At 38.6% G+C, this 22,356-nt stretch carries 15 protein-coding genes; 12 read left to right on the plus strand and 3 right to left on the minus strand.

Annotated features, from left to right (window positions below; genetic code table 11):
* The first annotated feature begins 3 nt into the window (after window positions 1–3).
* From V5M37_RS10535 to V5M37_RS10560, 6 genes are all read left to right on the plus strand, one after another.
* Entirely contained in the window at window positions 4–1,791 is a 1,788-nt protein-coding gene (locus tag V5M37_RS10535) for a S9 family peptidase (RefSeq protein WP_423801868.1), read from the plus strand.
* Window positions 1,792–1,821: 30 nt separating this feature from the next.
* Window positions 1,822–3,096 (plus strand): M20/M25/M40 family metallo-hydrolase, encoded by a 1,275-nt coding sequence (locus tag V5M37_RS10540; RefSeq protein WP_423801869.1) that lies wholly within the window; start codon window positions 1,822–1,824, stop codon window positions 3,094–3,096.
* A 119-nt stretch (window positions 3,097–3,215) separates the two neighbouring features.
* Window positions 3,216–4,559: a M20/M25/M40 family metallo-hydrolase gene (locus V5M37_RS10545; RefSeq protein WP_423801870.1), complete on the plus strand. Its 1,344-nt coding sequence runs from the start codon at window positions 3,216–3,218 to the stop codon at window positions 4,557–4,559.
* A 589-nt stretch (window positions 4,560–5,148) separates the two neighbouring features.
* Window positions 5,149–5,679 (plus strand): TetR/AcrR family transcriptional regulator, encoded by a 531-nt coding sequence (locus V5M37_RS10550; RefSeq protein WP_423801871.1) that lies wholly within the window; start codon window positions 5,149–5,151, stop codon window positions 5,677–5,679.
* Between the two features lie 181 nt (window positions 5,680–5,860).
* On the plus strand, window positions 5,861–8,944 hold the full coding sequence (locus tag V5M37_RS10555) for an MMPL family transporter (RefSeq protein WP_423801872.1): 3,084 nt from the start codon (window positions 5,861–5,863) through the stop codon (window positions 8,942–8,944).
* 235 nt (window positions 8,945–9,179) lie between these two features.
* Window positions 9,180–9,755, plus strand: coding sequence for a hypothetical protein (locus tag V5M37_RS10560; protein ID WP_423801873.1), 576 nt, complete (start codon window positions 9,180–9,182; stop codon window positions 9,753–9,755).
* A gap of 60 nt (window positions 9,756–9,815) precedes the next feature.
* Here the strand turns inward: V5M37_RS10560 and V5M37_RS10565 are convergent, their stop codons facing one another.
* Entirely contained in the window at window positions 9,816–10,022 is a 207-nt protein-coding gene (locus V5M37_RS10565) for a hypothetical protein (RefSeq protein ID WP_423801874.1), read from the minus strand.
* A 231-nt stretch (window positions 10,023–10,253) separates the two neighbouring features.
* On the opposite strand from V5M37_RS10565, the gene V5M37_RS10570 reads away from it, so the two are divergent.
* On the plus strand, window positions 10,254–10,454 hold the full coding sequence (locus V5M37_RS10570) for a hypothetical protein (protein WP_423801875.1): 201 nt from the start codon (window positions 10,254–10,256) through the stop codon (window positions 10,452–10,454).
* Between the two features lie 796 nt (window positions 10,455–11,250).
* Window positions 11,251–13,647: a M14 family zinc carboxypeptidase gene (locus V5M37_RS10575; RefSeq protein WP_423801876.1), complete on the plus strand. Its 2,397-nt coding sequence runs from the start codon at window positions 11,251–11,253 to the stop codon at window positions 13,645–13,647.
* Window positions 13,648–13,915: 268 nt separating this feature from the next.
* On the opposite strand, the gene V5M37_RS10580 is transcribed toward V5M37_RS10575, so the two are convergent.
* On the minus strand, window positions 13,916–14,386 hold the full coding sequence (locus V5M37_RS10580) for a hypothetical protein (protein ID WP_423801877.1): 471 nt from the start codon (window positions 14,384–14,386) through the stop codon (window positions 13,916–13,918).
* Between the two features lie 159 nt (window positions 14,387–14,545).
* Between V5M37_RS10580 and V5M37_RS10585 the strand changes: the two genes are divergently transcribed.
* From V5M37_RS10585 to V5M37_RS10600, 4 genes are all read left to right on the plus strand, one after another.
* Window positions 14,546–15,361 carry a DUF2935 domain-containing protein gene (locus V5M37_RS10585; protein WP_423801878.1) on the plus strand — a complete coding sequence of 272 codons (816 nt, stop codon included), beginning with the start codon at window positions 14,546–14,548 and terminating at the stop codon, window positions 15,359–15,361.
* Between the two features lie 164 nt (window positions 15,362–15,525).
* The gene (locus tag V5M37_RS10590; RefSeq protein WP_423801879.1) at window positions 15,526–16,629 is read left to right on the plus strand and encodes an AI-2E family transporter; all 1,104 of its coding nucleotides are present in this window, start codon (window positions 15,526–15,528) and stop codon (window positions 16,627–16,629) included.
* 213 nt (window positions 16,630–16,842) lie between these two features.
* Window positions 16,843–16,986 carry a hypothetical protein gene (locus V5M37_RS10595; RefSeq protein ID WP_423801880.1) on the plus strand — a complete coding sequence of 48 codons (144 nt, stop codon included), beginning with the start codon at window positions 16,843–16,845 and terminating at the stop codon, window positions 16,984–16,986.
* 90 nt (window positions 16,987–17,076) lie between these two features.
* Entirely contained in the window at window positions 17,077–17,214 is a 138-nt protein-coding gene (locus V5M37_RS10600) for a hypothetical protein (RefSeq protein ID WP_423801881.1), read from the plus strand.
* Window positions 17,215–17,417: 203 nt separating this feature from the next.
* Here V5M37_RS10600 and V5M37_RS10605 read toward each other — a convergent pair whose 3' ends face one another.
* The gene (locus tag V5M37_RS10605; RefSeq protein WP_423801882.1) at window positions 17,418–22,175 is read right to left on the minus strand and encodes a LysM peptidoglycan-binding domain-containing protein; all 4,758 of its coding nucleotides are present in this window, start codon (window positions 22,173–22,175) and stop codon (window positions 17,418–17,420) included.
* Window positions 22,176–22,356: the final 181 nt, after the last annotated feature.

Raw genomic sequence — 22,356 nt, forward strand, 5'->3', positions numbered from 1 at the left:
TATGTGTCTTTTCAAGATAAAGAATTGATAAGCTTCTTAACGGTGAATTCCGCTTATCAATCAAAGGTAATTCCGGGAAGTGAAAGATTTACGTTTATATCAAAAATAACAGGGCTTCCCCAAGTATGGACTTTAGATAGTACTCAGGTACCTGTCCGTTATATAGAAACAGAAGATCGAGTAATAGATGTTTGTCACTCTCCGGCAGGCGGTAAAGTTGTGGTGGGTGTAGATTTTAAGGGTAATGAGAAACAACAATTATATCTGTATAAAGCTGATGAAGGGATTCTGGAGAAACTGGTCTATTCCACCGATCATTTTCATTATATTGGGGGCTTTTCACCAAATGGTGAATATCTATCTTATTCTAGTAATCGTCGTCATCCAGGGTATTTTGATGTATTTGTCATTCATATTGAAACTAATGAAGTTGATACAATCTTTACCAATGATGGGTATTGCACACCTCTTAATTGGATTGATCATGAGAATTTACTTGTTAGCATTCAAGAAACAAATATCGATAACGCGATCTATTGTATTAATGTGAAAACAAAAGCAAAATACCGAATTGGCAAGGCGCATTCGCTTGCTCGATATAAATCAATTGCTGTGACAAAAGAAAAAGATAAAGCTTACATACTGACTGATATTAATGAAGACACCCTCCACCTGTGTCAATTTTCCTTCTCGAACCCGGGAAAAATGGAGAAAGTTCTACAAATTCCAAAATGTGACATGGAGGAAGCAGTACTTTCGCCCACTAACCAAACCCTAGCTTTTACGATTAATCAAGGCGGTGTTTCCAAATTAGGTCTTTATTTTCCAAATTCCAACATGCATGTTGTTCTTGATGATATTCCTAAGGGAGTCATTAATTCTCTTTCATGGTTAAATAGTTTGGAATTCGTATTTTCATTAAAAACACCAACTTCTCCAGGGGATATATGGAAGTATAATGTAGATTCTAAGATTTTGACCAGGTTAACTTTTGTAGGAGATGGTAATGGAATTGGACAAAAATGCAAAGATGCAGAGTTATGCTCTTTTAAATCGTTTGATGGAATAGAGATTCCTTATTTTTTCTATAACCAAGGTGATGACGTAAATAAGCCAGCAGTTATTTATGTACATGGTGGCCCAGAAAGCCAGACAAGGGCTGAATATCACCCTGTTATTCAATATTTAGTTAGCCAAGGTTTTGCTGTTGCAGCGCCCAATGTTCGCGGCAGTAATGGCTATGGCAGGGCATACCTAAAGCTTGATGATGCTGACAAAAGAATGGATTCAGTTCAAGATCTTGCTTGGTTAGTAAAAGCCTTGATTAAATCACATGGAGTCGATCCGAAGAAAATAGGGGTTATGGGAAGAAGCTATGGTGGATTTATGGTTCTTGCTGCTGTCACACATTATCCAGACCTCTGGGCTGCCGGTGTAAATATTGTAGGAATATCAAATTTTAAAACTTTCTTAAAGAATACAGGTGAGTGGAGACGGTACCTAAGAGAATGTGAATATGGTTCACTTGAGGTCTATAGTGAATTCTTTGAGGAAATTGCACCGCTGAATCATTCGGATAAAATCAAAGCACCATTATTAGTTGTGCACGGTAGAAATGACACTCGAGTTCCTGTCAGTGAAGCTGAACAGCTCGTAAGGGATATGGTGAACCGTAATCAAACGGTAGATTTAATTGTATTTGAAGATGAGGGACATCAAACTGAAAAGATTGAAAATCATATCATTCTGCATACGAGAACAGTGGAATTTTTTAAGCAATATTTAAATTAAATAAATTTAACAAAATGGAGGATTTAATGAATGTTTAATGAAACAGTCATGGAAAAATCGATCATTAGTGAACAGGTTGACCGTGTATATAAAGCACTACTTTCTGATTCCAAAGTAAAGGAAGGACTTTCCTTTTTAAGGGAAGACAATGACAACACAACAGAAGAACAAATTGAACTTACAAACATCGAAGCACCTACTTTTATGGAAGATAACAGAGGCAGGTACTACAAAGATAAATTAGAGAAGCTTGGAATTCGGGATATTGTAGTAGATGAAGTGGGAAATGTATTTGGAATCCGACCGGGATGTGGAGACGGTCCCAAATTAGTTGTTTGTGCACACCTCGATACTGTTTTTCCAGATGGAACAGATACGAAAGCAAAGCGAATTGATGGAAAAGTGTATGCTCCTGGAATTGCAGACGATGGAAGAGGACTGGCTGTTGTTCTTTCCTTGACCAGGGCATTAAATAGGACTAATATTCAAACAGCAGGTGACCTGATTATTGGTGCAACTGTGGGTGAAGAGGGGCTAGGTGACTTGCGCGGCGTCAAGGCATTGTTTATGAATAGAAAGGATATTGATGGCTTTATCTCCATTGAACCTGGGGAAGCTAATCGAATTACTTTCTTAGGTACAGGCAGTAAAAGATATAAAGTCACTTATCAAGGACCAGGTGGTCATAGCTTCGGAGACTTTGGAACTCCAAGTCCCATCCATGCAATGGGCAGAGCCATTACAAGAATCGCTAATATCGAGACTCCAACGGATCCCAAAACTACCTTTAATGTAGGGGTCATTAATGGAGGAACATCCGTTAATACCATTGCAGAAAAGGGAGAAATGCTAGTTGATATACGCTCTAACGCGCAAGACGAGTTAGTAAAATTGGAACAAAGATTATTAAATATTCTCCATCAAGCAGTGGAAGAAGAGAATATGCGCTGGGCAAAATCGAATGATATAACTGTTAATATTGAACAAGTCGGGGATCGCCCTGCAGGTTCTCAAAGTCCTAATTCCATTATCGTGCAAGCTTCCGCAGCTGCCACATCAGCACTCGGATTTGAACCATTTTTAACCGCTGCTGTAAGTACGGACTCCAATATTCCGATTTATTTAGGAATTCCAGCCGTTACGCTTGGCGGAGGGGGAGATTCAGGAGGGTATCACACTTTAAATGAATTCTACGATCCAAAGGACGCTTATTTTGGAGTACAGAAACTATTCTTAACAGTATTAGGTCTTGTGGGGATTGAGAATGTAGTAGAACCGTTGCTTACAAAGAGAACGAATTCATAGTATCCATTACGATCAATAAGTCGTCACATAAAATAATAAATTCAACATGACAGGCAATCAGTGGAACTTTGGTAAAATCCACTGATTGTTTTATTTAACAATCGTTTGGAGGATTACAAATGGAAAAAGTGTATCAATTTATAGAAGATCATAAAGACATGTATTTGGATTGGTTAATTGAATTATGCAAACAGCCAAGTGTAGCTGTACAAAATAGAGTTATCAGAGAGACCATTAATCTAGTAAAAAATCATTTAGATGATTTAAATGCAAAAGTCGAAATTATTGAAACTCCCGGAAATCCAATTATTTTTGGTGAATTAAATAGTTCTAAGAAAAAGACTTTGTCATTTTACAATCATTATGATGTACAGCCTGAGGATCCGGTTGAATTGTGGGAAAGCCCTCCCTTTTCTCCGGAAATAAGGGAAGGGAAACTATTTGCAAGAGGAGTGGCTGATAATAAAGGAACGTTATTATCTAGAATTTGTGCCGTTCATGCCTATCAAAAGGTATATGGGGAACTCCCTGTGAACATAAAGTTTATTATTGAAGGCGAAGAAGAAGTAGGAAGCCCGAATCTAGAATGGTTTGCCGATAATCATGTCGAGATGATAGCGTCAGATGGGTGTATTTGGGAAAATGGGTTTAAATCGATTGATGGCACCCTTCAAATTAGCCTCGGTTGTAAGGGGATGCTCTATGTCGAACTTTGTGCACAAGGTGCCAATACGGATTTACATTCCGCCAAAGCAGCAATTATTGAAAATCCTGCATGGAGATTAGTTTGGGCACTTTCCACATTAAAAAACGAAAAAGAAGAGATTCTCATCGATGGCTTTTATAATCGCATCTTGCCATTAACGGACGAAGAAAGAGCTTTAACAGAAGGAATTGAATATCTAGAGAAAGAGGAACTAGAACAATTAGGTGTTAAGCATTATGTAAATCATTTAACAGGTTTTGCCCTAAAGGAAAAGCTTATTTATCAGCCCACGTGCACTATATGTGGGATTGAATCTGGCTATACAGACGAAGGGGCCAAAACCGTTTTGCCTTCGAAAGCAAAAGTGAAACTTGACTTTCGATTAGTTTCAGAACAAGATCCCGGAGAAATACTCACACTACTGAGAAAACATTTGGATAAGCATGGATTTCAAGATATTGAAATTATTCCATTAAAAGGCCAGCGCGCTGCTGTTACAAACATAACGGATCCACTTGTTGATAAAGTAATCAAAAGTGCAACCAAATTTTATAATAAAGAACCGCAGGTGTTAAGATCCCAAGCAGGTACAGGTCCAATGTATAAGCTTTGTCAAAAATTCGGAATTCCTTCCGTTGGTTTTGGAGTTGGAAACTCCAATTCGAAAAACCATGCCCCAAATGAAAATATTTTTATATCTGACTTCTTGGAGGGAATTAAATTATCAGCATTGGTCTTACATGAGTTCGCTGATTAATTAAAGGAATACTTATAAAATGTTATCAGGCTCTTAGGGAATATACCTATGGCCTTTTTTAGTTCATAACAATTAAGCGGACCATTCTTGTCTTGCTATCTATTGATAATTTTATATAATATTAAAATGCTATACTCTTGGTTCAAAAGCTAGTTAAAAACAATGCTTCAGCCTTGGAAAAACATGTAGAGGTGAAAAATATGGAGACCCAATCCGTTTCAAGAACTATTGAAGAGTTCATACAGTTTGCCAGCAATCTCCCTTTACAAGTAAGGTCAGCATCACGATTGAAAAGTTAGCATTGTTTTAACATATTCAATTACATCATGTTCCTTCATTATAAAATACTGAGTTGTAAATTCTTTCATTCTATTCCCATTTAATTATCAACAAAAAATTAATATAAATATTATTTTAGCCCTGTAAAAGTTTTTGAGCAACAAGGTAATTCTCCAAAAGAATGGTGAGAGGATTCATCCAATACCGATTTTTTGTTTGTGAAATTGCCATTTAGTATAACTAGTACGTACAATATAATTCGATAGTATTTCGATAATCCTTAAAAAAATTTATATAAGGAATGTGCACTATGAACTATACAACCGAACGCACGAGACGCCAAATCATCCAGAGCTTTATTCATGTTCTGCAAACGAAACGATTTTCGTCCATCACGATTCAGGAAATATGTGATGATGCCTTAATTCATCGCACCACGTTTTATCGTTATTATGAAGATAAATACAGTTTACTCAAGGATTTTATTTATCATTTATCTGAAGAGATTATTCAGTTGAATAAAAAATCGAATGCTGACCCATTTAAACTACTTGTTGATTATGTAGAAAAAAACTCCGTGTTATTTGAAAATACTTTATTAGGGTCTGATGGACATATTTTATTCAAAAGCATGGTGAAAATTGCAAGTGATATTATACGGGAACATTCCAAAACAGAAAACGATCCCATTTCTAAAAAGATCAATCAGTCGAAGTATCCTGATGTCATTTGTGACTTATATGCCACTTCATTTATGACCATTTTACAGAATTGGATGAGTAAAGAATATAATTACCAGAAAGACGAGTTGTTCGAAATCTTTAATCAGGTGGTGAATTAATAATACAAATTACTTTAAATGTATTATTTTAACACGCTCGTTCTTTTTTGCTCTTTGAACCCATCTTTCCACCTTGCTATAGTGACTATTGTGAAAAAGGATTTTTTGATGTTTTATACTTTCCGAGAGAAACCAACAGGGAACTTAAGCATTAAAAAACAACATGGGAGGGAGCTGCAAGGTGAAAACAATCATAAAAAGACGTTGGGCAATATTTGCCATTTGGTTAATTGCGACCATATTGCTTACGGCCATTCAACCGGATATCAATGCCATATTGCGACAAAAAGGACAGCAAGGAACGAGTAATGACAGTCCTTCAGCCATCGCAGACCAGATCCTGAAAAAGATGGAGACCACTAAAGGTACGAACAACATTATCGTTTTTTACGATAAACATAAAATTTCTACTGATGACATGAAAAAAATTGGTGATGCTGTAAAGGCCATAAGCGATGACAGCTCAGAGCTGGGTATTGCAAACATGATTGATCCTTTCAGTATACCTGAAGCAAAAAGCTCTTTAATTTCTAAAGATGGTACCACACTGATGGTGAGCTTCAAGCTCGATAAGAAAGCAAGAGAAATTGATGATATAAAAAAACAACTAGACAGCAAGCTTAGTAAAGTACCTGTTGAATATTATCTTAGCGGTGAAGATTTTATCAATAATGATTATTTGAAGGCATCACAAGCAGGAGTCGAGAAGAGTGCTGCATTGACCGTTATTTTTATTTTAGTTGTCCTTATCCTTGCATTCAGGTCAGTAGTTACACCTTTTATTTCCTTAATAGCAGTAGCCTTTTCCTATTTATGTTCGATGGGAATCGCCGCTCAATTAATTGATAAAGCAGGGTTTCCGATAACAAGTCTGACCCAAATGCTTCTTATACTCATTCTTTTTGGTATCGGTACAGATTACAACATCCTTCTTTTCAATCGATTTAGGGAGGAACTATCCCATGGTAACTCGATTGATGATTCCATCGTAATCACCTATAAAACGGCGGGTAAAACGATTGCGTATAGTATTCTAACGGTATTTATCGCGTTTCTTGCTCTCGTTTTTGCCGAATCACCAATTTATAAATCCGGTGTGGTTGTCGTGATAGGTGTAACCATACTATTGCTTGAAATTTTGACCTTAACACCATTTATTATGAAAGTTTTAGGCAAGAAGCTCTTCTGGCCTTCAAAGAATGTATTGGGCCATAAGGAAAACAAGTTCTGGGGGAAAACATCCTCCTTTGGAACAAAGCATCCTATTATAACAGTCGTTGTATTACTTTTGATCATAGGGCCAATGGTGTATTTACATCAGGAAAAGCTCAACTTTGATACCATTGGAGAACTTGGTAATAAATATCCTTCTTCCAAAGGATTTAATATTGTGGCGGACCATTTTGGCAAAGGCCAGGCAATGCCAGCTACTGTTGTCATTGAAAATAATAAAACACTAGATAATAATGAGTCACTTGCCGTCATTGATGACTTGACTGAGAGACTCAAGAGTATTAATGGGGTTAAGCAGGTTTCTTCAGCAACACAACCTCAAGGAGAGCCAATTGCTGGTTTTTACGTCGACAGTCAAATGGGGTCTGTAACGGATGGTATTTCAAAAACTCAAGATGGTGTGGATCAAATAAATGATGGCTTGAAGCTTGCTCAAGAAAAATTGGGATCTGCGGACTTTTCACAGGTTAACCAAATGGTGGATGGTACAGCAAAGCTTCAAGAAGGTATGACCGCCCTAACAAATGGATTAAAGCAAATCCAATCCGGAATAGATGGTGGATCAAGCAACTCCCAAACGATTATGAGCGGCATTGCTGCCATCCAAACGAATTTGTCAAAGATGAGCAGTGGAGTAGCGGTGTTAGCAGATAATTATGGAAAAATGCAGGCTGGCTACGCTGAGATGGGAACCCACTACCAAGGTGCAGCACAGGCACTACTTGGTGTAAAAAGCGCACTCACGCAAATGCAGACCATGGTGGATGCTTTAGGCAGCAGTTATTCAAATTCGAGTAATGACACCAATTACCTAGCACTAAAGCAAACAATTGATCAGGTATCATTGTCTTTAAGTCAAATTACACCTGAAGGAATCAACACATTAAATGGAAATTATAATGCAGTAACGGCTGGTTTTGCTACAGCAAATAATAATCTTGCCAGCATGAGCAGCGGCTTATCCCAGATGGCGGATGGTTTGAAAAAGCTGGAAGATGGCCTAGGGAAAGCTTCGTCGGGAATAGGTACAATCGTAACTAATATGAATAGTGTCACCAATGGACTTGGCCAGATGAAGTCAGGTCAGCAGCAGCTTGTAGCAGGTCTCAATGGATTCAGTACGTTTGGACAAAAGCTATCAGAAGTAAACGGTGGTTTACAACAAATTTCTGACGGTTTAGGAAAGACGAATGGTTTCTTAACACAGTTTAATACAAGTAAAACCTTCTTTATCCCGAAGGAAGCATTGACGGATGAAAACTTTAAAAAATCATTAGACGTGTTCATGTCCAATGATCGAAAAATTACGAAGATGACGATTGTGTTAGAGAATGACCCTTATTCTAAAGATGCTTTAAACACAATCAATAAGATCAATAAAGCTGTTTCCAATGGACTAAAAGGCACAAATCTTTCACATGCCAAGTCGGGTGTGTCAGGACCAAGCGCCACAACGAATGATATGAACGATATCTTGAGCCGTGACTTGAATAAAGCAACCACAATCGTCATTATCGGAGTATTACTTGTCTTGTTCTTAGTCATACGTTCGTTCTGGACACCAGTTTTCATTACTGCGTCCCTTTTAGGAGCCTATTATACTGCAATGTTTATCATTAACTATATTTTCATAGATTGGCTGGGATATGCCGGTATTTCTTCCTTTGTTCCATTCTTCTCTTTCATCATCATTGTAGCCTTGGGAGTGGACTATAGCATATTCTTAATGATGCGCTATAAGGAATATCAACATCTGTCGCCAAAAGAGGCAATCGTTTTGGCTTCCAGACATACAGGTGGAGTCATTATATCGGCAGTCATTATACTCGGTGGCACCTTTGCTACACTAATGCCATCCGGAATTATCCTGTTGGGTGAATTGGCAATAGCCGTCATCACAGGTCTTGTCGTCCTATGCTTTATCCTGCTTCCGGTCTTTTTGCCGGCGATGATTGCCTTGCCAGAAGCCCTTGCCAAATTATTTTCCCGTAACAGGGAAGGCGAACTGAGCTTGGAGGAAAAAGTAATTTAATAAGTGGTAGAGGATCCCGATGGCAAATGCCATCGGGATTATTTTGTTACTCCTTCTTACGACATTTTTTGATCAGGTGATAGGACTTTTTTAGTAAAAACCATGATTAATGTGGATTTATGTAATAATAAGCAGGAATTTAAGTTTTTAAAAAGAAATATAAAAGATATGTTGAAAGATAAGGAGAAAAACTGTTTACAATCATTCTATTAAGGTTTGAAAGAAGGTGTATGATATGATGGATCATTTTTTTGCAGACTATAAAAAATTTATTGTTGTACCGGAAGATGAAAAAAAACGCAATGAAGTATTTGATCACAAAAACTATGCAGCATATTATATACTAACACTGTCTTTATTTGATCCACGAATATCGTGCTGGAGAGATGCGGGTAAATTTGAAATAGATATTGATAAAAGTATCGAAACGGTACTAAAGGGCTTCAATGAAAAGCAGCGTGAGAGGTACCATCTTCAATTACTGGAAGTAGATAAGTCGAAAAACTATTTTATCTTAGCCCTTTCTTCAAAAATAAAATTTACATCAGAGGAAGAACAGGACAGCATTTCTTTTATTATTGATAGAATATTAACGAACCCTTTTTATGTTGCGCAAAGCTGGTTCAACCTAATTGGTGAAAAAGGAAGAATCGCGCGTAAACTATTTAGCTGCTCGTTTAAGGAATATGTGATTGAAGATTTAACCAATCCAAATAGGGACGAAAAATATGAAAACATTAGTGAATTAGTTCCTAAAACTAATGGAGAAATTAAATTGCTTAAAAATTCTCTGAAAAGAGAGATTTTATAAGGATGAATTACCTAGATAATGATGAATTATCTAGTTTTTTTTCTTATGTTAAAAAATAACTTATGTTACTCCTTTTTCTGAAATTACCCACCCATCAGGTGTCTTTACGATAAGATAAACATCTTCATTGAATTCTTTTCTTAATTCTTTATATTCCTCATTTTCGATTTTAACCTGTGTTTTTTTTATATGTTTTACCGGAATTTCCGGTTTCCCAACTTCAAACACCAAATCTTCAATCATAAAATAGGTTCTTTTACGTTTCATAAACGAATTCCCCCTTTTAGGTTTCTTATGTATAGAATTTGCCAAAAATGAATAAAACCCTATAAATCCTATGTAAAATTTTTGTAAAGAGCGCAAATTTACACTGAATTAACACAATGAATACAAGGATTAAATATTAGCTTGTTAAACTACTAACGTAAGTCTAGTAAAATCTGCTCAAAAACTTCTTTCACAAGAAAGGTGATTTAGAATGAATAAAAGAAAAACTCAGTGCCGCTGCTTTCCTCACAAGTGAATGCAGTAGAATTGCAAAATAACAAATATGGTATTAAAGATCTTGCAACAGATTTAGAAGTTGGCCCAGAAGATCTTCAGGGAACTGTTAACTTTGTAAAAACACTTCCGAAACCATTTGAATATAAAGCGGAAGAGCGCATTAAACAATTAGTGCCAATGGCTATTGCTCAATAAAATGAATAACTAAAAAAAGTCTTGGTTTAGTAGTTCCTAAACCAAGCTTTTTTAATAAACCTTTACATAAAATCAATCACTACTTAATAAACCGCTTATACAATAAAATGAGTACCAATAACTGATTAGGGGGAGTTGTATTAATGTTAAATCAAAACGTTCTTTATAATAATAAAAAATATATTCTCCTTTATGAGTACACTTCGGGTTTTTGCGAAATAAAAGAAGTTGATTCTGCTGATTATTATAAAATCGAATTAGTACATAAATCGGAATTAAAATTTCATTCAGTAAATAGTTTGAATCTATAAGTAATAAAGACTAATGAGGTGTTTGGAGTGGAAAATATCTTCTTATCTATTTATTTAACTACGATTATATATACTCTCCTATATATTAACTTACCTATTATGCATGGCGATGACTATAAGGGGATGGATTGTTTTTGCAATAGTAATAATTGGGTTGAATGATTGATATTTGAGACAGGAATCCAGTGTTCCAGTGCTTGATTTAAATGTGAGGGAATTTGCTGCCTGCATCCAGATCAGTAGAGGAGCTTGAGTCTTAGACTCAGGCTCCTTTTTTTCTAGATGGTAAATTACGGAATTATACCCTCCTTGCCCAAACATTAATGGTGCTAAGCAGCGGAAACGCCTGTTTAATAATAATAGATACTAAATCCTATTCCGTTAACTTACAATTCAGGAAAATGGTAGGATGTTAATTTCATTTGTTGATAATAGAATAAAAATACAATAAAGATAGTAAATATACAAAATTAGGGGGTAAATCAATGAAAAAGAACAAAAAGAAAAAAGCTGCAGCAAGCTTGTTGATTATTAGTCTAGTTTCCACTGTGCCATTTTCAGCTGGTTATGCGGAAGGTCAAAAGTGGACAAACATTAATACATACGAAGAACAAGATGGGAGCAAGTTTAATAGTGAGAACTATGATTTTGTTAAGTTCTCGCAAATTGGCACAAAGCTAAAAGATATTGAGAAACAATCCAACCGTGTGAAGGTTGAAGTTCGTGGAACATCAGCAGACGGGAATCCTCTTTATGTTGTCACCATTGCAGACCCAACCACACAAGGAAAGTTTGGTAAAATACAATCTTTAAGGAAACAAATGTTTAAAAATCCAAGCAAAGCTCAAGACTGGATTGCCGCCAACCCAGATTTTAAAGTTCCGATTATGATCAATGGTTCAATACATGGAACAGAGTTTGTAGGAAGCGATGCAGTTCTTCAGTTAATTGAACGCTTTGCGACACAGGATGATCAAGAGACAAAAGATATTTTAGCTAACAATATACTAATTTTTAATGTTGTCCAAAATCCTGATGGCCGTGTCAATGCTACCCGTTTTAACGGTGAAGGAATTGATTTAAACCGTGATTTTATCACGCAATCACAGCCGGAAACGCAGGAAACGGTTGAGTTGATTAAAGAATGGAATCCGATGGTATTCCTTGACACACATGGTTATGTGAAAAATTATGCTCCAAACCATCAAGGCTTAATCGAACCTTGTACACCACCGCATAATCCGAACTATGAGTATGATCTTTATAATAAATGGGCGTATCAGCAGGCTGAAGCAATGGAAGCCAATATCATGGCCAATCAAGCTAGTTTTACAGGTAATTTGTATAAGAGCATGGAGGGTGTTTATGTTCCGCAGCGCGATGACTCCGCTGGCTGGGATGACTATCCGCCAATTTTTACTCCGATGTATGCGATGTACCATGGTGCCTATGGTCACACATTAGAAGCACCGACCAACGATTGGGATGGTGTTCGCTGGCAGTATGATGCCATTATGGGCGCACTGAAATTTGCTACAGAGAATAAGCAGGCAATGATTACCGATCAAATTGAAATGTTTAAACGCGGAATCAACTTTGACCATCCGTTCCATAAGGACGGCTTCTTCCCAAAAGCTTATATCCTGCCTGTCAATGAACAGGATCCAACTGTAACGGATAAAGCCATTAATCATTTGCTGAAAAACGATATTGAAGTGGTTCAAGCGGCAAAAGGTTTCATTGTTGATGGAAAAAACTATCCAAAAGGTACCTATATAGTAAAAATGGATCAAGCCAAGGCTGGATTAGCCAACACGATGCTATGGGATGGTGAGGACATCTCAAATGATACACCAGCTATGTACGATATTTCAGCATGGAGCTTACCGGGGCTTTGGGGCTTTGAAGCTATTTCAACGCAAAATGATGTGAATGTAGTTACAACAAAAGTTAACCAGGTTACAGAACAAGGGGCGGTTACCGGAAAAGGGCCTTTTGTTATACAAAATAGTTCAGTAAAAGCTGTTAATCTAGTAAATGCACTACTTCAGCAAGGGGTATCTGTGAAGCGTGATGAAAAAGGTGACTTTTATGTAGAGGCAGCAGCTAATCAAATTGCTTCTGCGGTCAAGGCATCTGGCCTCCAAGTGGGAAGCACTGAAAAGGTATCAGCTAATGCAGCTAAATTATCGAGCTTAAAAGTGGCTATCTTGAAGGATGGCGGCATGGGGAAACAGCAGTCCCATAGCGGTACGAAGCTGGCCCTTAAACGACTTGGTTTTGCCGTAACGGAAGTGACACCAGTTGAGGTGGCTGAAAATGGTTTAAGCGGATTTGATGTATTTGTCTATAGCGGAACAGAAAGTCTAATCTCCCTGCCAGATAGATTATCAGCTGCCAATAAAGAATTTGGCTTCCAAACTGCTAGCCAATTTGATTCTTTTAAAAACAATGTTAATGATTTCTTAGGTAATGGCGGAAAATATATTGCGGTTGGTGCAGGGGCATCGAACGCAACAAAAACACTGGGCCTTACTGATGATACAATTAACACCGCCGGATCTAACAGTAACGGAATCGTAAAGGTAAATTATTCGGGAACCGGGGTAGCTGCCGGTTATGACCAGGATGATCTTGGTTTTGTTTACCGCCCGGTTTGGTATACTGGTACAGGCAATGATGAAGTAATTGCTAGTTTAGGAAGTAATGATGATTTCTTTATGGCTGGTCATTGGATTAATAAAAAAGCAGATGCCAAGGGTCAGGCTATAATTGTGAAGGAGCAGGATAAAGACGTAACTCTAATCGGATTAGAAGCTGGATTCCGTGATCATACAGATTACTTGTTCCGTCTATTATCCAATGCCATTTTTGAAAAATAAGAATGAAGTCCGGGCTTGGCTCAAAATATGAGTCAGGCCTTTTTATGTGTAAGGTGAAAATATGTTTGGTTTGACTGATTACAGGGGGTTCAGTGAAGGAGCGGTTCAATCGATTATTATGCTTTATTAGGGAATTGGCTGGCGACCTTACTATTTGGTAAAGTGAAAGGGTAGCCCACTCAGAGTTTGAATCGGCGGATTTAAAGGGAACAGTGTGGCCGGACTCAAACTTGGGACGGTTCTTGCGTTTGAGGCACAAGAACCGTCCCTATGTTTCATTTTGAGGGAAGCATTTTTCATAGACAACTTGAAATCCATACAGTACGAATGATTTTATTAGAAATACGAGGGATAGTTGGAATTTATTTAGTCTTACTAAAGAAACATATCCTATTTTCTTTAACCAATTCAACCCAATGAAAGTAAAAATGGAGTCAATAATGATATTCACCAAAAGGTATAGATTAAACTTTCCATAGGTGAATTTTAAAATCCATAGGGAGCCAGCTAAAAAAGGTCCCAATATTAACGGTAATTCTGCTAAAACATTGGGTTTGACTGAATAAGGAAACCACCACCATTTTTTCTTTTCCGCAAATCTTCCTTCTGCAATCAGATATAAGCTCATAAAAATGCCGCCTGGCAGAAATCTTTTAAGTGTTTTCCTGCCCAATAACGAAATGCTTAGCCATGGTAAAATGGTCATGAAAATCATCAGTGTTTTATCTGCTTTTTTCAAGAAAATATTCTCCCTTAAAAATATTGATATTTCTATTTTTACCTTTTCATAGTTGTTTATGTGATGGAATAATGAATTTTTATAAGCCCTATGGTTCATTTCTTATCGGCCCAACAATAACATTTACTGTGAGGGGCAACTAAGAAAGGGGCGGGAGATATGATTTCATTATGGGAAGAACATGTATTTTGGTTAGAAGTACTTCGCGACCATGCTTATTTTGTCCGAGATCATTTATCTGTGAGTGAAGTTGAATACGTGCAAACGGCTGAACAGTATATACAGTTGTTTGATGATTTGTTGAAACAATTAGACCTCGTATCACCCAATGTTGTCCATAATGATCCTTCAGCAATGGAGTTTTCAAGAAGAGTCTGGCCGATTGCGAAAGGATATTTCGAATTTGAGGGAGCTCTTCAGGCTCTTAGAATTGAGAATGCAGTCAACCTGAATTTGTCCCCGACCTACCTTAACGGTACATTAAATGAAAACCAGGAATATTTAAGAATCTTAACTTATTTCGTGAAAGGTTCAGATCCAGTTCCTCTCAGTCTCGTCCAATTAATGGATTTGTGGCTTGAGGATCAGCTCGGTCATGCTGTATTATTTAAAAATTTAATTGATCCAATTGAGATTATGGTTTCCAAACAAACCGATCTCTATATCGGTAAATATCAAGCTTTCATTGTTCAGAATCATCATTTAAAAGGATATTTGCGGTTCAAGGAGCCGGGGTTTGCAAGACAAACAGATTTTGCTGTAGAAGTCGGGAAAACCACACTCGAAATGAGCAGGTTTATCTATGCTATGACAATGAAATATAAAGGAAACAAGCTATTAAATAAGGAAACGTTACGATTTTTAATCCATCATTTTCCTGAGACCTGCTATTTTATTAAAAAATTGAGTCACTATGCGCCCCAGTTGCAGCAGGAAGCCGGCCAATGCTCATTAAGGAGGGTTTCATATCTGTAATTTTATGAGCAGTTACTGCGATAAGTAGATTCGGTGATCCTATATCTTCAATAATTTTTAAAAAGAACATAGAAAAAACGATTAAAATCCCTATGAATATACTGTATATTATTCCAATACTTTGATATACTTTAACCCAAATATAGAGGCAAGGGGTACAAACCGTGTCAAAATCAAAATTACAATTCTGGCTCATTCAAATTTTGCTTATTTTATCGATTATTTTCGTTTCAACAAAAATTACCTTTATGTTTAAGCCAATAGGAGTCTTTTTCTCAACGGTTTTCTTTCCAATTCTGATTACTGGATTTCTTTATTTCCTTTTAAATCCATTAGTGAATTTTCTCGAACGTAAAAAGCTGCCAAGAATCGCCTCGATCCTTATCATTTATGTCGGGTTTATTGGCCTTCTTGTGTTGGCGATTAGCAGCTTGGTTCCGATTGTTTCTAAACAGGCGACGGACCTTGCCAATAATCTGCCGGTCTTTGCTCATGAGACTACTGAGTTTTTGAAAAATATGGTTAAGTCTTCAGAGTTTAAAAGCTTTCGGGATACCCAAAGCGAAATTATTGACACGATCCAGCAACGGTTAATGGAATATGCAAATACATTGCCAAAAACACTGACGAACGCTCTACTTGGTTTGTTTGGAATGGTCACCAATCTGGCTATTATTCTTGTCACAGTACCATTTCTATTATTTTATATGTTTAAGGATGGTCATAATTTTCCAAAAGCCGTTTCAAATTTTATTCCGGCAGGTTACAGAGATGAAGGCCTAAAGATTTTAAAAGAAACAGGGGAGACATTATCTGCCTACATCCAGGGGCAGGTTATGGTTGCCCTGGCAGTCGGAACCTTGTCTTTTATCGGTTATTTAATCATTGATTTGCCCTATGCGTTAATTTTGGCGATCATTGTTGCCTTTACCAACATTATTCCTTATGTAGGCCCAATCATTGGCGGTGCCCCCGCTGTACTTGTTGCTTTGTTTGAGTCACCAACGAAAGCTTTATTAGTTATTGTCGTGATCCTTGTCGCTCAGCAAATAGAAGGGAACTTCCTGTCACCGATGATCTTAGGTAAATCATTGGATACACACCCGGCAACGATCATCATTATTTTATTGGCTGCTGGCAACCTGGCAGGCGTACTCGGAATGGTCTTGGCAGTCCCAACCTACGCTGTTTCAAAAGTAATTGTTTTAAACCTAGTCCGATTCTTGAGAGCGAGAAAAGCTGCAAATAAGATCGTAGAGGGAACTTGAGTCTTAGACGCAGGTTCCTTTTTGAAACAGGGGTGAAACACGGGAACGGTTTCCATGTGTCAGAATATGAGACGCAAGAACCGTCCCTGTGTTTCAAGATTATTTTATATATGTAATTTACATATAAAGATGGTCTGTTGTATAATAGGTGTAAATTACATATATAAGTAAGAAAATGGTGTTTGGGAACTTACATCGAATGGAGGCTTTTTTATGAGTGATCAAGAAGAAATTTTGCTTTATAAAACTTCTCTAATCCTTAATAAAGACACAAGCATGATGAGGTTAAACGATATTATTGAGGAGCTGGTAAATATTATCGAATTAAACAACAAGAATAGCAAAGCCGCAAATTGATTATAACTGTAAGGTAGCTGCTTGTATCGTATAATCCCAATAGATAAGGTGATAATAATCCCATGATTCTTTTAAACAAGGAGTGGGATTATGTATCAAATAGCCGATATCACAGAAAATCAGAAGGAAAAGATAAAGCAGCTTGAACATGAATTAGGCTTAGTGTTAATTGCATATGACGATGAAAACGTTGGGCAGATGCGGGAATACAGCAAGGACACGAAGTAATAACAAGGAACCTATAGAGTGACATTTTGAAAAAAGTCACTCTATAGGTTTTTTTGTGGAAAGCTCATGAAGGCGATTCATCTGATTATGGGGGATTTTTTCATACTCAATCTGAAAACCATACAATATAAAAGTCGGTGAAACATGGGGACAGTTCTCACGCATCATTTAATGGTGCATAAGAACCGTCCCCATTCATCTGCCTATATAACGGGAGCTGGAATTTTTAAAGTTTGTCCCACATAAATGGTATCTGTAGTTAAGCCGTTTACTTCTTTAATGGCGGTGACGATGGTATTATACCGCTTCGCAATGGCGGATAAGGAATCACCGGACACCACTTTGTACGTAATGACTGTTGAATTCACTTGTGTCGTGTTTGTTGTCGTGATTTTTAAGGGTTGCCCTACGTAAATCGTATCAGTTGTTAACTGGTTTTCATCTTTAATGGCTGTCACCGTCGTATTATATCGATTTGCAATGACGGATAAAGAATCGCCCGCCGCTACCGTATAGGTCATAGTAATGGTGGCAGGTGCTGCAGGAGCAGGTGCTGTATTCGTAGCCGTCGCGTTGGTCGAATTCGGCAAGTTTAATGTCTGGCCAATATAAAGGCTGTCCGAAGTTAAATTATTGATTTCTTTTATTTGACTAACGGTCGTATAGTAAAGATTCGCAAGTGAATATAAAGTATCACCTGCAACCACTGTATAAGAAATGTAGGTTGGAGCTACAGGCGGCGCTGATGCCTCCGCATTTGGAGGAGCTAGGGCCACAGCCAATGTTGTTGGAAGGGTAGTGGCATAGCTGTTCCACACTTCCTTGTTCTCCTGTCCGATACTCCAGTTTCCAACACCGCGCAAATTATATTTACTAATCAGCAGTAATTTTTGACGAATCGATTCCTCGTTTTCGTACCAGATGGTATAGGTACCGGCAGTCAAAGTAGTTCCCCCAACAACCGGCTTGGGGTCTCCTTCTCTGATGGTAACAATCGCTTTTGGCGTTTTGCTTACTTCATCAAAAATAACCGTTCCGTTATATTGTTTAATTAATTGCTCCACCTGCCAATTTGAAATTCCAAACCCTCCATAGGTTTGCCCCTGAATCCAATATCGTCCGTATTGGGCAATGCCGAGGACAATTTTATCAGCTGCGACATTTTGATTGAAGGCATATTGAACCGACCTTTCTACCCAAGGGTTGCTGGCTACAGGACCTGCTGCTCCACCGGGGTAGCTTTCGTCGTAACTCATGATCATTAAGTAGTCAGCATATTTTGCTAAGCTGTTATAGTCATACGAGCCGTGCCAGCCTGTTGTCCAGCCATTTGGATTTGCCGCAACTGCCACTGAAACTTCCTTCCAAGCTGGAATCTTTTCCCGCAGTAACCGAACAAATTCCGTATAGTTGGCCCGGTCCACTTCCGTGACATTTTCGATATCCACATTGACACCGTCCAAGTTATAGCGGGCAATGGCATCGGCAATCTGCTGGGCAGCCAGCTCTTTATTGGCGAGCATGGCCCGGCCGATGTTTCGATCCCAATGATTGCTTAAAAATGGGACCACGCGGATTCCTTGCAAATGCATTGCTGAAATAAAGGTTGGGTCCAAGCTGTAGGTCAATTTCAAGGTACCATTCGCATTGATATCAAAATAACTCGGCGACACGGTATTAACGGAGCTGGCTGTTTGGTTCACCATCGAAACGTAATCCTGGGTATTGCCAAAATACATATAGCCGAGATTGACCACTTCACTCGCTGTTACGGGTAATCGTAACAACTGATTCGGCTGTATGGCATTATTGGTAAGCTGATTTAGTGCCATTAACGCGTCAACGGTGGTGTTATAGCGTTTCGCAATCATAAATAGGCTTTCGCCAGCTGCGGCGGTATGGCTGTATAGTGGAACCGTGGCTAAGGTGCTGATATTTCCTGCAAAGTCCGTTTGATATACATAAGCCGTCGCAGCGCCGGTCATATCTGTTTGGTCAAGATAGAATTTTAAAGTATAAAAACCTTCCGCGTCCGCTGTCCCAGACGTGCTCATTAACTCTGCACCATTTGTGTTGCGAATGGTTGCATAAACGACAGAATAGGATTCTGCTGTGCCAAGCATCGTATAGATTGGACGTTTATTTTCAAACCCAAAGCCGTTTTTGGATACGACTGGATTTGGAACAACTGTATCTTTTATAACCGTTGAAGTTTGAACGATGCTTGCATTTCCTGCTTTATCTGTCAGCATGATTTCCAGCGTTAAGGTTCCATCTTTCAAACTGGCTACATCAAAGTTGAGATTAAATTTGCCGTTTGAAATCATGGCGGTTTTGGCTATATTGGTTGTTCCATCGCTAACTGTAATCTTAACCGAAGCACCTTCCTCCACAGAAGAACCACTGACAGAAAATTGATTCTGATTTAACAGATTAACATATGGTGCCACGGTTGTTACTGGCACTTCCGGTGCAGTTGTATCCTTTGTTATGGTCAAAGGCTGAAGCTGGCTCCTGTTCCCGGCAGCGTCAGTGGCCAGAACGGCTATTGTAATATCCCCATCCTTTAAGCCGCTTACATCAATGGGCAAAGAAAAATTGCCTTGCGAATCTGTTACAGTGGTTTTAACCAGGCTGGTTACACCATCAGAAATGGTCAAGTCCAGTGTGATCAGCGGTTCAACAGTCCCACTGAGTTTATAGGTGTTGACGTTTCCGCTAAAAATACTTGGAGGCTGGCTAAATTGGATACGAGCAGGACCAATTGTATCTTTGTTCAGCGTCTTGACGGCAAATGGGCTCCTATTTCCGGCTTGGTCGACTTGGGTGATTTCGAATCGGATATCGCCATCATTTAAGCTGGACAGGTCTGCGGTAATGGTGTATCCACCAGTTTCATTCACCTGTCCGATTGACTCAACGCTCTTGCCTGTACCATCGAAGGCTTTGATGTTCACCTGTGCATTTGATTCGCCAGTTCCGTTTAGCAAAAATGAGCTCTTGTTTTCCTGATTAATAAAATTGTTATTATTTAAAATTGGTGCAAGGGGAGCACTTGTATCTTTGGCAACAGTCATTTTTCCAGAAGGGCTTTTGATTCCCGTTGGACTTGTTTGCACAGCTGAAATGTTAAGGGCACCATCCCTCAGGGCAGTTACATCCACATTAGCAATAAATTCGCCGTTGGCATTCGCAACAGCAGTTGTTGTGATGGTATTGCCTAAAGTCCCATCTGAAACAGATAGGTCTACTTTTGACCCCGGCCGGACAGTCCCGAATATCGAATAATTTGTAGCTGTTTGGCTGTTAATTATTTTCGCATTTCCGATCAGCGGCGCATCCAGGCTAGTGTCCTTTGTAATTGTGGTTTGTCTAATGGCGCTAATGTTTCCAGATGGATCGATAGCCCGTGCGGTGACGGATAATTGCCCGTCATTTAAAGAAATCAAATCGGTATTTGCACGAAATTCGCCTATTTCATTGGCAATTGCTCTCATCGTTACATTTGGATGGACACCGTCTGAAACGGTCAAATCCACGAAGGCTCCAGGGTCAGTTACTCCAAAAAGGGTGTAATTTTTTACATTCTCAATCGTTACCTTTACGGTACTGTCCAGGACAGGTTTATTGATAATGGTATCTTTCGTGACAATTAATCGGCTTTCCAGACTCCGGTTTCCTGCCTGGTCGGCTGCGACAGCGGTAATGGTAATCGTTCCGTCTGGTGAGCTGGAAGTGTCCACTTTTGTTTCAAACCAGCCGCTGGCATCAGCTTTTAGTTGAAATAACTTTGGTGAATTTATTCCATCTGATAGTGTTAGATAGACGGTTGCGTTTGCTTCTACAGAACCTGATATGGGTACGCTTGCTTGGTTGATTGAAGTAATTGTACTGATTTGGTTTAGTAGTGGTGCTGCCGGTGCTGTTGTATCGGCGGGTGCAGTGCTTCCAGCCGGGATTGTTAGGATTTGACCGACATATATCAAATCGCTTGTTAATTTATTTGCTGCTTTAATTTGCTCTACAGTCGTGTTAAATCGCTTGGCAATAAGTGATAAAGAGTCGCCTGCTGCCACTGTATAGGTTGTGGTAGTTACTGGAGCAGGCGGCGTCTGCGTCTGTACTGGTACCGGGCTCTGAACGGTTTGCGTCTGCGGTACAATTAAGATTTGGCCGATAAAAATGCTCTCAGTAGTTAAATTGTTTAGAATTTTAATTGTATCCACGGTAGTGGCGAATTTTTTTGCTATTTGATATAAGGTATCCCCCGCTGCTACTTGATACGTACTTGTTTTGGTAGTGTCCACAGTAGGGGCAGGTGCTGGAGCAGGCGCGGGTTCCGGAGCAGGTGTCGGCGTTGGCGTAGCAGCTGTTGTTTGCTCAACAGTCCTTGGAATCCTAATTTTTTGTCCAATCGAAAGGAAATCGCTAGGAAGCTGATTATAAGAACGAATACTATCGACGGATGTGTTAAACTTCCTCGAAATCGAATATAGAGTGTCGCCTGCAACGACTGTATATGTATAAAAAGGCAGGTTTAATACCTGGCCTACATAAATAGTGTCAGAAGTTAAATTGTTTGTAGTTTTAATAGACGATACTGTTACATTAAACTTCCTTGCAATTGAATATAAACTATCGCCGGCCTGGACTTTATACACATCGTACTGGCCAGTTTGTTGAGTCTGACCAACGATTGTAGTTTCTGCACCTGCCTTCGTAATGTTGGAACCAAAATAAATAGTCGTTACCAAAAGTGAACCAGCCATAACCTTGGCCGCATTAATATTTAAATAAGGGAACCTTTCCCTAATTAAATGATTGATTTGTACTTGGAGAGTCTTTTTTCTAAAATCCGAGGGTCCCAGCTCATTCGAAAACTCCTCCAAATAAGAATCGAGGTAAACCACTAACGTAACCCCGCCTCGTTCTTGGAGCAGCTCATATCTTTTAATCTCCACTTAACCACCTCCATTTAATAAAATGAAACATGGGGACGGTTCTTATGCATCATTTTGATGCATAAGAACCGTCCCCATGCCTCGAATATGGTAATAAGCGGAAAAATGCCTTTAGGGTTGTATTCTATACTTTTTTCGCGAAGAATACCCCTGAAACATGATTTAAGGCAAAGGAGAAGGC

The organism is Neobacillus sp. SAB-20_R2A, assembly GCF_049568635.1.
GTDB classification, from domain to species: Bacteria; Bacillota; Bacilli; order Bacillales; family Cytobacillaceae; genus Neobacillus; species Neobacillus citreus.

Excerpts from the sequence above, each read along its gene's own strand:
- V5M37_RS10540 (WP_423801869.1), top strand. The coding sequence starts at position 1,822 with ATGTTTAATGAAACAGTCATGGAAAAATCGATCATTAGTGAACAGGTT.
- V5M37_RS10545 (WP_423801870.1), top strand. The coding sequence starts at position 3,216 with ATGGAAAAAGTGTATCAATTTATAGAAGATCATAAAGACATGTATTTG.
- V5M37_RS10550 (WP_423801871.1), top strand. The coding sequence starts at position 5,149 with ATGAACTATACAACCGAACGCACGAGACGCCAAATCATCCAGAGCTTT.
- V5M37_RS10560 (WP_423801873.1), top strand. The coding sequence starts at position 9,180 with ATGATGGATCATTTTTTTGCAGACTATAAAAAATTTATTGTTGTACCG.
- V5M37_RS10565 (WP_423801874.1), bottom strand. The coding sequence starts at position 10,022 with ATGAAACGTAAAAGAACCTATTTTATGATTGAAGATTTGGTGTTTGAA.
- V5M37_RS10575 (WP_423801876.1), top strand. The coding sequence starts at position 11,251 with ATGAAAAAGAACAAAAAGAAAAAAGCTGCAGCAAGCTTGTTGATTATT.
- V5M37_RS10585 (WP_423801878.1), top strand. The coding sequence starts at position 14,546 with ATGATTTCATTATGGGAAGAACATGTATTTTGGTTAGAAGTACTTCGC.
- V5M37_RS10595 (WP_423801880.1), top strand. The coding sequence starts at position 16,843 with ATGAGTGATCAAGAAGAAATTTTGCTTTATAAAACTTCTCTAATCCTT.
- V5M37_RS10600 (WP_423801881.1), top strand. The coding sequence starts at position 17,077 with ATGTATCAAATAGCCGATATCACAGAAAATCAGAAGGAAAAGATAAAG.